We start from the raw sequence: 13,336 nt of genomic DNA, 5'->3' as shown, positions 1-13,336 counted from the left end.
ATTCCGGCCCTGCCAAGGAGAGCCCCATGTCCGCGATCCCGCGCCTCCTGCCCCTGCTGCTCGCCGGCCTGCTGCTGGCCGGCGGCGCCAATGCCGCCAGCGTGAAGTACTTCGACCTGCCCCAGGGCTCCGGCCCGCACGACGTCGCGCCCACGGCGGACGGCAAGGTCTGGTACACCGCGCAGCGCGCCGGCGCGCTCGGCCGGCTCGACCCGCAGACCGGCGCCACCGAGCAGATCGACCTGGGCAAGGGCTCGGCGCCCCACGGCGTGGTCGCCGGGCCCGACGGCGACGCCTGGGTCACCGACGGCGGGCTCAACGCCATCGTTCGGGTCGATCATGAACGCCTGGGCGTGGAAGTCATCCGGCTGCCCAAAGAGGCCGCCAACGCCAACCTCAACACTGCGGTATTCGATAACGACGGCACCCTCTGGTTCACCGGGCAGAACGGTTTCTACGGCCGCCTCGATCCGGCGACCCGCGAACTCGAGGTGTGGTCGGCGCCGCGCGGCCGGGGCCCGTACGGCATCGCCGTGACGCCCGACGGCAAGGTCTGGTACGCCTCGCTGGCCGGCGGCTACGTCGGCCAAATCGACCCGTCCGGCGACGAGGTCACCCGCGTCGATCCACCGAGCGCCGACAGCGGCCCGCGCCGGCTGTGGGCGGATTCGGTCGGGCAGCTGTGGATCAGCCAGTGGAACGCCGGCCAGCTGGCGCGCTTCGATCCGGACAACAACCAGTGGAAAACCTGGAAGCTGCCGGGCGATCATCCGCTGCCCTACGCCCTGTATGTCGATGCCATGGACCAGGTCTGGCTGAGCGACTTCGCCAGCAACGCGATCCTGCGCTTCGACCCGCAGAGCGAGCGGTTCACCGCTTACCCGAGCGACCGCGAGCACGCCAACGTGCGCCAGTTGCTGGGCCGACCGGGCGAAGTCTGGGGCGCCGAATCCGGCACCGACCGCCTGGTGGTCATCCACGAATGAACGCCGAGGAGAATCCATGAGCGTCCGTCCCACCCTGATCCATGCCGCCGCTTCGCCCTTCGTGCGCAAGGTCATGGTCCTGCTGCACGAGACCGGCCAGCTCGACCGGGTCGAGCTGCAACCTGCCGTCCACACCCCCATCGCGCCGGACGCCGGCGTGCTGCAAGGCAACCCCGCCGGCAAGATTCCCGCCCTGCGCCTGGCCGACGGCCAGACCCTGCACGACAGCCGGGTGATCCTCGAATACCTCGACCAGCAGCACGCCGGCGAGCCGCTGATCCCCCGCGAGGGCCCGGCCCGCTGGCGGCGCCTGACCCTGGCCTCGCTGGCCGACGCGGTGATGGACGCCTCCGTGCTGATCCGCTACGAGACCGCCATGCGTCCGCCGGAAATGCACTGGGAGCCGTGGCTGGCCAACCAGCAGCAGAAGATCGTCCGCACCCTCGCCTACTTCGACGGCCCGGCCCACGCCGAGCTGGCCGAGCGCTTCGACGTCGCCGCCATCGGCGTGGCCTGCGCCCTGGGCTACCTGGACTTCCGCCAGCCGCACTGGGACTGGCGCGCCGACTACCCGCAGCTGGCGAAGTGGTTCGCCGAGGTCAGCCAGCGGCCGTCGCTGCGGGCCACCGTTCCGGCCTGACGGGCGATGGGTATCGCTGCGCTCCACGCCATCCTACGGAGCGCAGCCCGGCGCCTGGGCAGGCGTGCGCCAGACCCGCCACCCCGCACCGCCCAGCCCCCGCTCCCCCCGGGAGAGGCTCGGGGTGAGGGGCAGGCCCGCACGCCAATGTCCCTGCGCAGCGCCCGCGCGCCTCATCACCCGCCGCTGAAACCGCTCATCCCGCGCCACACGCCGCGCCATTCCCGGCCCGAACAGCCCGGCAATCCGCCGCGCCAGCCGCCGGCCCGCCTCGCGCTCCTCGCGCAGCCCGCACCAGGCGCTCACGCCCTTTTCCCCAGACGGTAGAGCGGCAGCGCCAGCAGCAAGCCCAGCTGGGCGACGCCCATGCACAGTTCGAGGAAGGAGCGCACATGCGGATTGTGCGCCGCGTCCTGCACGCCGCTGAGCTGCTCCCACAGGCCGCCGGGCAACAGCAGGGCGAGATGGGCGAGCGGTTTGCCGCTGGCCACCAGCAGGGCGATCCAGTCGAAGCGGCCGGCCAGCATCAGCAGCGGCAGGCTCAGGCCGCTGATCAGCAGGCCGGCCAGCAGGCACAGGGAAAAACGCATCAGGTTGGACATGGCTCTCTCCTCAGCGCTGCACGCGCACGTCGTCCAGGGAAAACTCCAGGTCATCGCCACGGGCCCGACCGATGCCGTACCAGTCCAGCCGGCGGGTCAGCACCATCACCCCGGCGAGCACGCCGAACAGCAGCAGCGAGCCCATCAGCAGCGCGTAATCCTCGGCGCTGAGCAGCGCGTAGAGCATCCCGTACAGCGCCGCGAGCCCGGCGCTGAAGCCGAGGCCGCGCCACAGGCTGCGCAGCACGTGGCAGAGGTAGAAGCCGATCAGGCCGACGCACGCCGCGGCGGAAACCAGGTAGGCCCGCTCGAAGCCGACATGTTCGGAAAGCGACAGCAGCAGCAGGTAGAACAGCGCCAGCGCCATGCCCACCAGCGCGTACTGGATCGGGTGCACGGCCAGGCGCCGGAGCACTTCGAAGAGGAAGAAGCCGGCGAAGGTCAGGCCGATGAACAGCAGCGCGTACTTCACCGCGCGGTCGGTCTTCAGGTACTGGTCCACCGGGTCGACCAGGCCGACGCCGAAGCTGCGCGAGTTGAACGACTCGCAGTTTTCGCGCAGCGCGCAGGCCCGCAGCGCATCTTCCAGGTTGGTGGCGAAGAAGCTGGTGCGCCAGCGCGCGCTGAAGCCCCGCTCGGTGACGCTGCGCTCGGTCGGCAGGAACTCGCCGCCGAAGCTCGGATGCGGCCAGTCCGACACCAGGTTGACCTGGCTGTCGCGGCCCACCGGGGTGATGTCCAGGCGGCTGCTGCCCAGCAGGGCGAGGTCGAAGGCGTAGTCGAAGCGCTGCTCGTGGTCGGCCAGCGCCAGCGGCAGCACCGAGTGGACGCCGCTGCCCAGCAGCTTGCTCCCGGTGCCGGGCTGGAAGTCGCGCAGCTCGCCGTTCATCTTCAGCTTGAGGGCGTTCTCGATGCCGCGCACGTCGCTGATGCCGACCGCCAGCACCGGCGCGTCGAAGCGGTAGCTGGCGAGATCGTCGCCGATGCCGTAGTTGGCCGGCAGCGCGAAGCTGCCGCTGATGCTGTTGTCGGCGTGATAGAGGCGCGCCTCGTAGATGCCGCGATGGCGCAGCTCGGTGCGCATCCGCCCGTCGACCGCGAAGGTCTCCGGCAGGAAGTACAGGCGACCGCGCACCTCGCGCTCCTCCAGCACCCGCCGCTGGGTCTCCTTGTCGGTGCGCCACTCGCGCACGGTGCGGCTGTAGGGCACCACCACCAGGGGGCCGGTGAGCTGCTGGCTGTAGCTGGAACTGCGGGCGATGTCCTGCAGCACGCCGTCGCGATAGGCCTGACGCTCGTCGACCAGGCCGTCGATCATCAGCAGGGGAATCAGCAGAAGGACGATCAACAGGGCGATGGCGCCGAGCTTGATGCCGAGTTGGCGGTTCATGGGGAAGGCTCTCCGTGGAAGGGTGACGGGGAGAGCCTGGGGCGCGGGCGTGGTGATGCCGGGGAGGGAATGTGGAGACTCTGTGGGATTTGTGTGGCGGACGTCGATACTCCCGTAGGAGCGGACTTTGTCCGCGAATTGCGCCCGTAGGGCGCACCTGCAACGGCGCTATGGCTGCAGCAGCATCACGGCGTCGAAGAGCATCGCGGAGAAGCTCCGCTCCTACGAAAGCAGCCCCGCGGCTCCCTGTAGGAGCGGACCTTGTCCGCGATTCGCGCCCAGCGGGCGCGCTACGGCTGCGGCAGCGACAGGCTCGCCCGCACCCCGCCCTCGACGTTCTCGACGCATAGCGCGCCGCCGTGCAGCGCCGCCACCTCGGCCACGAAATTGAGCCCCAGGCCGGTGCTCTTGCGCCCGCTGGACGGGCGCGGCAGGGAGTAGAAGCGCTCGGTCAGGCGCGGCAGGGCGAAGTCGGGAATCGCCTCGCCCTGGTTGAACAGCTCGATGCGCCAGCCGCCACCCTCGGGCCGGGCGGAGAAGCGCACCGCGCCGCCGGGCGGGGTGAAATCCAGCGCGTTGTCCAGTAAATTGCCCAGCGCCTGGCGCAGCAGGAAACGCTCGCCGGTCACGCTCGCCTGCGGCGGGATCGCATTTTCCAGCTGCACGCCCCGCACCCGCACGATGCGCTCGTCGACCAGGCTCTCGACCAGCCCGTGCAGGGCCACCGGCACGCGCTCCTCCAGCCCCTGGCGCTGTTCCACCTGGGCGAGGTTCAGCAGCCGTTCGATCAGTTGCTGCAAACGCTCACTTTCCCCGGCGATATTGCCGACGAAGCGCGCGCGCTGCTCGGCCGGCATCTCGCCCTCGAGCAGTTCCGCCGCGCCGCGGATCGCCGCCAGCGGGCTTTTCAGCTCGTGGGTCAGGGTGTGCACGTAGCGCTCGACGTAGGCCTTGCCTTCCAGCTGCACGCGCATGCGCTCCACCGCGCCGGCCAGTTGCGCCATCTCGCCGCCGCGGTAGCGCGGCAGCTCCGCGCGGCGGCCTTCGCTGACCGCCTGGGCGTAGCGGGTCAGGCGTTCCAGGGAGCGGCTGAGCCACCAGGAGAGCAGCGCACCGACCAGCAGGCCGAGGGCGATCAGCCCGGCGCCGAGCCAGGCGAGGCGGCGCTGGGAGCGGTCGATGTAGGGTTGCAGGCTGCGGTTGGGCTTGGATACCGAGACCACGCCGATGATCGTCTGGCCATCGCGGATCGGCGCGGCGACGTACATCACCGAGGACTCCGGGTCGTCCGCCGACTCGCGGCTGGAGCGCGCGCCGTACTGCCCGCGCAGGGTCAGGTAGACGTCGTTCCAGCGCGAATAGTCCTGCCCCACGGCCTGCCCGAGGGAATCCAGCAGGACGACGCCGCGCGCGTCGGTGACGTAGATGCGGTGGTTCACCGCCGTCTTGTTCACCCCCCAGATGTCCGCCTGCGGGCTGCGCGCGCCATAGGCGCGGAGTATCTCCGGCAGCCGGCTCTGGCTGAGGGTGCCGTTCTTCACGTCGGCCTGCAGCACTTCGGCCAGCAGGTTGGCGGTGTCCACCAGGGTCTCTTCGCTGGACTGGCGCACGCCGGGGCGGATTTCATCCATCACCGTGCTCAGGACGAACCAGCCGGTCAGGCCGACGAACAGGAAGTAGACCAGGAAGATCCGCAGCGACAGGCGCATCAGCCCTTGTCCGGCGCGTAGCTGTAGCCCAGGCCGCGGTGGGTCTGGATCGGTTCGGCGGTGGCGGCGACCTGGCGCAGCTTGGCGCGCAGGCTCTTGATGTGGCTGTCGACGTTGCGCTCGTAGCCGGCGTCGGCGGCCACGCCGAGAGCATCGAGCAGCTGCTCGCGGCTGAACACCCGCTCCGGGCGCGCCAGCAGGGTCTGCAGCAGGCGGAATTCGTGGCGGGTCAGCGCCAGCGGCTGGCCGTGGTAGCGGATCAGCGCGCGCTCCGCGTCCACCTCGAACGGCCCGCGGCCTCCGCCGGCGGGCGCCTCGCGCGGCGCCATGCGCTTGAGGATGGCCTTCACCCGCGCGGCGACCTCGCGCGGGCTGAACGGCTTGACCACGTAGTCGTCGGCGCCGATCTCCAGCCCGACGACCCGGTCGATCTCGGCGTCGCGCGCGGTGAGGAAGATCACCGGCACCTCGGAGAAGCGGCGCAGCCGCTTGCAGGCTTCGAAGCCGCTGATGTCGGGCAGGCCGACGTCGAGGATGAGCAGGTCGAAGGTCTCGCGCTGCAACCGCTCCAGCGCCGCGCCGGCCAGGCTCAGCCAGGTGGTCTCGAAGCCCTCGGCCTGTAGCGCGTAGAGCAGCGTGTCGGCGATGGCGGCTTCATCTTCGACGATGAGGATGTGCGGCATGGGGTTCCGGCTCCCTGGAAACTGCCGGCACGGTGCCGCAAGCCCGGCACCGCGTCAATCGGGGCCTCAGCTGCCGGAGCAGTTCGGCTTGCCGGCGGTGAAGCGCTCGCCGGGGTCGACCGCGACGTGGAATTTGCGCAGGCCCTTGGTGCCCATCAGGAACGGGTAGTTGAAGTGGCTGCGGTCGGTCAGGTTGACCTCGATGGTGCGCTGGTCGCCGCCCAGGCACACCGGCAGCTCGATCACCGGGCGCTGGCTGAGGCCGGGGTTGCTGTCGTCCTCCTCGTCCTCGGCGGCGCCGTCGGCGCGGTTCTTGATCTTGGAGATGCGCAGCAGCTTGTGCTCGTACACCGAGTCGCCGCCGTCCTTGGTCGCCAGCTTGAAGCGCACCCACTCCTCGCCGTCGCGCTGGAACAACTGGATGTCCTTGGCCGACAGCGACGAGGTGTAGGCGCCGGTGTCCATCTTCGCCTGCAGCGTCTGGTCGAGTTCGGGCAGGCTGACCCACTCGTAGCGGCCATAGAGCTTGGGTTCGGCGGCCAGCACCAGGCTGGGCAGGGCCAGTGCGATCAACGTAGGCAGGGAAAGCAGGGCGAGGGCGCGTTTCACGCAGAATCTCCGGGGTGGGGCATGTGCGCATAGGACTAGCATGCCGGCCATTGGTTCGCCATCCCCTCCCCGCTTGGGCCGGGCGGACTGTCTGCGTATCATGGCCGCGTCACCGTCGCACAAGGAACCGGCTCTCCATGCGTGCACTCTCCATGCGGGCTCTGGCCGGCGTCGTCGCCAGCCTCCTGTTGCTGATCAACACCCTGGTCCTGATCGGCCCGATGCTGCTGATCGCCCTGCTCAAGCTGGTCGCCCCCGGCCAGGCGGCGAAGGACGCCTGCTCGCGTGGGGTGATGTGGATCGCCGAGACCTGGGCCGAGATCGACAAGGCCGTCTTCGCGCTGATGACCCCGACCGTCTGGGACATCCGCGGCGGCGATGACCTGCGCGGCGACACCTCCTACCTGGTGATCAGCAACCACCAGTCGTGGGTCGACATCCCGGCGCTGGTGCAGGCGTTCAACCGCAGGACGCCCTACTTCAAGTTCTTCCTGAAGAAGGAACTGATCTGGGTGCCCTTCCTCGGCCTGGCCTTCTGGGCGCTCGACTACCCGTTCATGAAGCGCTACGGCAAGGCCTTCCTGGAGAAGCACCCGGAGCTCAAGGGCAAGGACCTGGAGATCACCAGGGCCGCCTGCGAGAAGTTCAAGCGCATGCCGGTGACCGTGGTGAACTACCTCGAAGGCACCCGCTTCACCCCGGCCAAGCAGGCCCGGCAGCAGTCGCCCTACAGGAACCTGCTGCGCCCCAAGGCGGGCGGCGTGGCCTTCGTCCTGGCGGCCCTCGGCGAGCAGCTCGACACGCTGCTGGACGTCACCCTGGTCTATCCGCAAGGCCCGCGGCCGGGCTTCTGGGACCTGCTGTGCGGGCGCGTGCCGCGGGTGATCGTGGATATCCAGGCGCGCGAGATCGACCCCGCGCTGTGGCAGGGCGATTACGAGAACGACCCGGAATTCCGCCAGTACGTACAGGCCTGGGTGTCGCGCCTGTGGGAAGAGAAGGACGCGCGCATCGAGGCGCTGCGCCGGGAGTTCTGAGCCGGCGCGCTCACACGCCCCGTCCGGCGACCGGCGCCGCCAGCGGGGTTGCCGGTGCGCCCCAGAGGCCGCCGAGCGTGCCGAGCAGTTGGCTGCTCAGGCCCTGCTGGGTGAAGTAGTCGAGGATCACCCCGGCGAAGCGGCCGATCATCGACTGGTCCATACCCATCACGCCGAAGATCTGGTCGACGTCCTGCAGGTTGTTGATCCCGCCGAGCAGCGCCGCCGCCCCGCCCAGGCCACCCAGCATGCCGCCCAGATCGCCCAGGGAGCCGGAACCGTCGCCGGCGAGTTGCTGCATGTTCGGCATGGCCTTCTGCAACTGGGCGCTGTCGGTGTCCTTCAGGGTATTCAGGGCCAGCCCCAGCAGCGCGCCGGTGCCGCCGATGGCCTGCTGCTCGCTGACGCCCAGCTGGTGGGTCAGGTTGTTCAGCAGCGCACTGGCCGCCTGCGCGGGCGCTTCGGTGGCCGGCGCCGGCTCGGCGTTCTCGGCGAAGGTAGCGGCGAACACGGGGGATACGGCCAGCCAGGCGGCGGCCAGGACAACGGCGGATTTGGCGGACATCGACGGCTCCGGAGGGGATGCCCAGCCCCGAACAGGGACCGGGTCGTGGCTTCGACAAGGCGGGCCGCCGGCGGTTCCGCGCCGGCCGGCGGCCCGACGCCTCAGAAGCCGTTCGCGATCTCGCGAGGCGTAGCAGCCTCTCAGGCGCCCGCGCCCCAGAGCCCGCTGAGGCTGCTCAGCAACTGGCTGTTCACGCCCTGCTTGCCGAAGTAGTCCAGCAGCACCGTGGCGAACTTGCCGGTCATGCTCTGGTCCATGCCCAGCGCGCCGAAGGCATTGTTCACATCGCCCATGCTGCCGACGTTGCCCAGCAGACCGCTGGAGGCCGCGCCGCCGAGGTTGCCGAGCTGGCCGCCGAGGCCGCCCAGCGCGCTGCTGCCGGAGAGCTTGTCGAGGCCGGGAACGGCCTGGAGCAGCTGCGAGTAGTCGCCGCCGCTGAGTTTGTTCTTGGCCAGCCCCAGCAGCGCGCCGGTGCCGCCCAGGGCCTGTTCGTCGCTGACCCCGAGCTGGCCGGTCAGGGCGCCGAGCAGGCCGCTGGCCTGGGGCGTGCTGGCGACCGGCGCGGTGCCGCCGCCGGTTGCGCCGGAGACCACCTTGGCGGCGTCACCGAGGTTGAAGGCGAATGCGGAAGACGCCGCCAGCACGGTGGCCAGGGCGAGGGTGACACGGGGTTTGACGGACATCGCTGACTCCTGTGGGAATTCCGGCAAGCGGCCGGACCGCATATCGACCCGCCGCCGGTGACATCGTTCCGCCATACCCGCTACTTTCGGCGCACCCCGGCATCTGCTCGCAAAGACCTTGGAAAACGGGCCCTACAGGTCTGGCACAGGCATTTCCAGACAGCGGCAAAGTCCCCGCGCGCGGCCCGCCGCCTCCTGTCGCGCGGGCCCGGCGCCACACTCGACCGCCCCACCGCCGCGCAACATTCCCTAAGCTAGGGCCATCCCCTCCCGCTGGATCGATCATGCCCGAACCCTTCGCCCTGACGCCCCGCACGGCCCGCCTGCTGCCCTGGCTGGTGGCCATCGCCTTCTTCATGCAGGCCCTGGACGGCACCATCCTCAACACCGCGCTGCCGGGCATGGCCCGCTCGCTCAACGAGAACCCGCTGCGCATGCAGGGCGTGGTGATCGCCTACCTGCTCACGGTGGCGCTGCTGATCCCCTCCTCCGGGTGGATTTCCGATCGCTTCGGCACGCGCCGGGTGTTCCTCTTCGCGATCTTCCTGTTCAGCCTCGGCTCGCTGCTCTGCGCGCTCTCGCCGACCCTCGGCACCCTGGTCGCCGCGCGGGTGGTGCAGGGCGTCGGCGGCGCACTGATGATGCCGGTGGGACGCCTGGTGATCCTGCGCGTCTACCCGCGCAGCGAGCTGGTGCGGATCCTCAGCTTCGTCACCATTCCCGGCCTGCTCGGCCCGCTGACCGGCCCGACCATGGGCGGCTGGCTGGTGGAATACGCCAGCTGGCACTGGATCTTCCTGATCAACCTGCCGGTGGGGCTGGTCGGCTTCATCGTCGCCCTGCGCCTGATGCCGGACCTGCACGGCGTGCGCGCCACGCGCTTCGACGGCGTCGGCTTCCTGCTGTTCGGCGGCGCCATGGTGCTGATCACCATGGCCCTGGAGGGCCTGGGCGAGCTGCACATGCCCCACGTGCGCGTGGTGCTCCTGCTGGTGGGCGGGCTGGTCCTGCTGGTGTGCTACTGGCTGCGCGCGCTGCGCATCGAGGCGCCGCTGTTCCCTCCGTCGCTGTTCCGCACCCGCACCTTCGCGGTGGGCGTGCTGGGCAACCTGTTCGCCCGCCTGGGCAGCGGCTCGCTGCCGTTCCTGACGCCCCTGCTGCTGCAGGTCGGGCTGGGCTTCTCGCCCTCCCGGGCGGGCATGACCATGATCCCGATGGCGCTGTCGGCCATGGTCATCAAGTCGCTGGCCAAGCCGCTGCTGGAGCTGTTCGGCTACCGCCGCCTGCTGGTGAGCAACACGCTGCTGCTCGGGGCGATGATCGCCAGCCTCGGCCTGGTGGACCAGAACACGCCGTACCTGCTGCTGCTCGCGCAGCTGGCGGTGCTGGGCGGGATCAACTCGCTGCAGTTCACCGCGATGAACACCCTGACCCTGATCGACCTGCGCGACGACAACGCCAGCGCCGGCAACAGCCTGCTCTCGGTGGTGATGCAGCTGTCCATCGGCCTGGGCGTGGCCTGCGCGGCGGGGCTGCTGCGGGGGTTCAATGGCGACCTGGACAGCGCGCAGGAAGACGCGCTGTCAGCCTTCCACGCCACCTACCTGAGCGTCGGCCTGCTGTCGATGCTGGCGGCGGCGATCTTCTTCCAGCTCAGCGCCGGGGACGGCCGCACCACGCCGCGCCGGGTCGACCCGGAGCACGGCGTCAACGAGCACTGATCAGGGCTTGCAGGTGGGCGCGACGGTCTGCGTCTTCGAGGCGTCCACCGCGCCCAGGTGCTCCAGGCTGCGGCGGCCGAGCAGCACCGGGTAGTCCTGGGCCTGGCGGTCGCGCAGGGAGAACTGCTCGCGGTAGACCTTGTTGCCCAGGCACACGTCCATCAGCACCACCGGGCTGCGCTCGACGCCGTTGGCGCCGTGGAACTTCAGCACGCGCTCGATCTTGCGTTCGAAGGGCAGGCGCAGTTCCTTGCCGGTCGCGGGGTCGGTGACCATCACGTCGTACTGCACCCAGCGCTCGTTGTTCTTCTTGATCCGGACGATGTTGCGCGCGTCCATCGTCGAGGTCTGCGTGCCGGTATCCAGCCTGGCCTTGAGCACGGCTTCCTCGGGCATCAGCTTGAGCGTCTCGACCCAGCCCCAGGTGCCGGGCTGGGCGGGCGGTGCAGGCTCCTCGGCGGCGACGGCGCAGGTGCCGGCGAAGGCGAACAGACCGAGGGCCAGCAGGCGGAGGGCGGGCGACGACATGGATGGAGACTCCGGAAGGGATGACGGCAACTTTAGGCAATAAAAAACCCCGGATGTTTCCATCCGGGGTTCTTCGGCTGACGCCAGGGGATCTTAGTTGATCACCTGAACGCGCTCGGCCTGCATGCCTTTCTGGCCCTGCACGACTTCGAAGCTGACTTTCTGGCCTTCGGCCAGGGTCTTGAAGCCGTTACCTTCGATGGCGCGGAAGTGAACGAAAACGTCCGGGCCGCTTTCCGGGGTAATGAAGCCGTAGCCTTTGGTCTCGTTGAACCACTTGACGGTGCCGTTCTGACGATTCGACATGGTGTTCTCCTTGGAACGATTTTGAAGATTAGCCACGCGAGGCGGCCAGGAACTGAGTTGCAAGGAGTTACAAGGAGTCGAGCAGGACGGGGTGGAATAACCGACCGCATCAGGTCACGATCGACGGCGACCCATGCAAACACAGTTCAGGCACTCTACGACAAAAATCTGCGGAAAGCGAATCTGTATAAAAAACCATGTACAGCCAGTCGCGGGATTTCTGACAAGTGGGCGCAAAGCCTTGCACGGCCGGTATCCCAGCCCGCCCGGAGACGCCCTCCTGCTACACTGCGCGACCAATGGATTCACCCCGGGCCTCTTCCGTGACCACCTCCGCCTTCTCCAGCCTTCCCCTGTCGGCCGACCTGCTGGCCAACCTCGACTCCCTCGGCTACCGCGAGATGACCCCGATCCAGGCCGCCAGCCTGCCGGTGATCCTCAAGGGCCGCGACCTGATCGCCCAGGCCAAGACCGGCAGCGGCAAGACCGCCGCCTTCGGCATCGGCCTGCTCAGCCCGCTGAATCCGCGCTACTTCGGCTGCCAGGCGCTGGTGCTGTGCCCGACCCGCGAGCTGGCCGACCAGGTGGCCAAGGAAATCCGCCGCCTGGCCCGCGCCGCCGACAACATCAAGGTGCTGACCCTCTGCGGCGGCGTGCCCTTCGGCCCGCAGATCGGTTCGCTGGAGCACGGCGCCCACGTGGTGGTCGGCACCCCCGGCCGGGTGCAGGAGCACCTGCGCCGCGGCACCCTGAAGCTCGACGGCCTGAACACCCTGGTGCTCGACGAGGCCGACCGCATGCTCGACATGGGCTTCTACGACAGCATCGCCGACATCATCGGCCAGCTGCCCGCACGCCGGCAGACCCTGCTGTTCTCCGCCACCTACCCCGAGGGCATCGGCCAGCTGGCGGCGAAGTTCCTGAAGAATCCCGAGCGCGTGGAAGTCGAGGCGCTGCACGACGACAGCCAGATCGAGCAGCATTTCTACGAGATCGACCCGAAGCAGCGCCTCGACGCCGTGGTGCGCCTGCTGCAGCATTTCCGCCCGCAGTCCTGCGTGGCTTTCTGCCATACCCGCCAGCAGTGCATGGAAGTGGTCGAACAGCTCAACGCGCGGAAGATTTCCGCCCTGGCGCTGCATGGCGACCTGGAGCAGCGCGAGCGCGACCAGGTGCTGACCATGTTCGCCAACCGCAGCTGCAGCGTGCTGGTGGCCACCGACGTGGCCGCCCGCGGGCTGGACATCGCCGCGCTGGAGGCGGTGATCAACGTCGAGCTGTCGCGCGATCCGCAGGTCCACGTGCACCGCATCGGCCGCAGCGGCCGCGCCGGCGAGAAGGGCCTGGCGCTGTCGCTGGTCACCCCCGCCGAAGCCAGCCGCGCCCAGGCCGTCGAGGACCTGCAGGGCGCGCCGCTGAACTGGGAGCGCATCGACTTCCTCAAGGCCAACGACGCCCCGCTGCTGCCGCCGATGACCACCCTGGCCATCGCCGGCGGACGCAAGGACAAGCTGCGCCCCGGCGACATCCTCGGCGCGCTGACCGGCGATGCCGGGCTCAAGGGCGCGCAGGTGGGCAAGATCGCCATCTTCGACTTCCAGGCCTTCGTCGCCGTGGAGCGCGATAGCGCCCGGCAGGCGCTGAAGCACTTCAACGAAGGCAAGATCAAGGGCCGCTCGTTCAAGGCACGCATCCTCTGAGCTGCTCTTCTGTAGGAGCGAGCTTGCTCGCGAAGCGCATGGCAGCGCTGCAGCCGGCGAACATCGTTCGCGAGCAAGCTCGCTCCTACGAAAAGCCTCCGCCCCCGGAGGAAAGTGCGCGATACCCTGTCGCCCCCGCGATAGCAGCGCCGCAGGCGATCCGCTAGTCTGAGCGGC

Annotated in this window: 14 protein-coding genes; 5 read left to right on the top strand and 9 right to left on the bottom strand. The window is 69.4% G+C overall.

What is annotated here, in order from left to right; all coding sequences use genetic code 11:
- The first annotated feature begins 26 nt into the window (after positions 1–26).
- Together AC3B6A_RS02430 and AC3B6A_RS02425 are read left to right on the top strand one after the other, a co-directional pair.
- Positions 27–986: a Vgb family protein gene (locus tag AC3B6A_RS02430; protein ID WP_488400762.1), complete on the top strand. Its 960-nt coding sequence runs from the start codon at positions 27–29 to the stop codon at positions 984–986.
- Positions 987–1,002: 16 nt separating this feature from the next.
- On the top strand, positions 1,003–1,626 hold the full coding sequence (locus AC3B6A_RS02425; RefSeq protein ID WP_488400761.1) for a glutathione S-transferase: 624 nt from the start codon (positions 1,003–1,005) through the stop codon (positions 1,624–1,626).
- A gap of 302 nt (positions 1,627–1,928) precedes the next feature.
- Here the strand turns inward: AC3B6A_RS02425 and AC3B6A_RS02420 are convergent, their stop codons facing one another.
- The 5 genes from AC3B6A_RS02420 to rloA2 form a co-directional block, all read right to left on the bottom strand.
- On the bottom strand, positions 1,929–2,228 hold the full coding sequence (locus AC3B6A_RS02420) for a hypothetical protein (protein WP_488400760.1): 300 nt from the start codon (positions 2,226–2,228) through the stop codon (positions 1,929–1,931).
- A gap of 10 nt (positions 2,229–2,238) precedes the next feature.
- Positions 2,239–3,618 (bottom strand): cell envelope integrity protein CreD, encoded by a 1,380-nt coding sequence (gene creD, locus AC3B6A_RS02415; RefSeq protein ID WP_488400759.1) that lies wholly within the window; start codon positions 3,616–3,618, stop codon positions 2,239–2,241.
- Between the two features lie 290 nt (positions 3,619–3,908).
- Entirely contained in the window at positions 3,909–5,327 is a 1,419-nt protein-coding gene (gene creC, locus AC3B6A_RS02410) for a two-component system sensor histidine kinase CreC (RefSeq protein ID WP_488400758.1), read from the bottom strand.
- Positions 5,327–6,010, bottom strand: a complete 684-nt coding sequence (gene creB, locus AC3B6A_RS02405) for a two-component system response regulator CreB (RefSeq protein ID WP_488400757.1) — start codon at positions 6,008–6,010, stop codon at positions 5,327–5,329. Before creB ends, creC begins: the two co-directional genes overlap by 1 nt.
- A gap of 66 nt (positions 6,011–6,076) precedes the next feature.
- Entirely contained in the window at positions 6,077–6,619 is a 543-nt protein-coding gene (gene rloA2, locus AC3B6A_RS02400; protein ID WP_488400756.1) for a retropepsin-like aspartic peptidase RloA2, read from the bottom strand.
- Positions 6,620–6,771: 152 nt separating this feature from the next.
- On the opposite strand from rloA2, the gene yihG reads away from it, so the two are divergent.
- Positions 6,772–7,656: a 1-acylglycerol-3-phosphate O-acyltransferase, YihG family gene (yihG, locus tag AC3B6A_RS02395; RefSeq protein ID WP_488403484.1), complete on the top strand. Its 885-nt coding sequence runs from the start codon at positions 6,772–6,774 to the stop codon at positions 7,654–7,656.
- A gap of 10 nt (positions 7,657–7,666) precedes the next feature.
- Here the strand turns inward: yihG and AC3B6A_RS02390 are convergent, their stop codons facing one another.
- Together AC3B6A_RS02390 and AC3B6A_RS02385 are read right to left on the bottom strand one after the other, a co-directional pair.
- A complete protein-coding gene (locus AC3B6A_RS02390) occupies positions 7,667–8,221 on the bottom strand; it encodes a DUF2780 domain-containing protein (RefSeq protein WP_488400755.1) in 555 nt (184 codons plus the stop codon).
- Between the two features lie 140 nt (positions 8,222–8,361).
- Positions 8,362–8,904: a DUF2780 domain-containing protein gene (locus tag AC3B6A_RS02385; protein WP_488400754.1), complete on the bottom strand. Its 543-nt coding sequence runs from the start codon at positions 8,902–8,904 to the stop codon at positions 8,362–8,364.
- 284 nt (positions 8,905–9,188) lie between these two features.
- Between AC3B6A_RS02385 and mdtD the strand changes: the two genes are divergently transcribed.
- Positions 9,189–10,625: a multidrug transporter subunit MdtD gene (mdtD, locus tag AC3B6A_RS02380; protein ID WP_488400753.1), complete on the top strand. Its 1,437-nt coding sequence runs from the start codon at positions 9,189–9,191 to the stop codon at positions 10,623–10,625.
- Here mdtD and rloA3 read toward each other — a convergent pair whose 3' ends face one another.
- Complete coding sequence (gene rloA3, locus AC3B6A_RS02375) at positions 10,626–11,153, bottom strand: retropepsin-like aspartic peptidase RloA3 (RefSeq protein WP_488400752.1); 528 nt, start codon at positions 11,151–11,153, stop codon at positions 10,626–10,628.
- Positions 11,154–11,246: 93 nt separating this feature from the next.
- Positions 11,247–11,459, bottom strand: coding sequence for a cold-shock protein (locus tag AC3B6A_RS02370; RefSeq protein ID WP_015475193.1), 213 nt, complete (start codon positions 11,457–11,459; stop codon positions 11,247–11,249).
- A 323-nt stretch (positions 11,460–11,782) separates the two neighbouring features.
- Between AC3B6A_RS02370 and dbpA the strand changes: the two genes are divergently transcribed.
- Positions 11,783–13,159 (top strand): ATP-dependent RNA helicase DbpA, encoded by a 1,377-nt coding sequence (dbpA, locus tag AC3B6A_RS02365; RefSeq protein WP_488400751.1) that lies wholly within the window; start codon positions 11,783–11,785, stop codon positions 13,157–13,159.
- Positions 13,160–13,336 lie beyond the last annotated feature (177 nt).

Source organism: Pseudomonas sp. B12(2026) (assembly GCF_057767015.1).
Note: the sequence above shows the minus strand (reverse complement) of the source record. Positions and strands in the feature narration are given on the sequence as shown.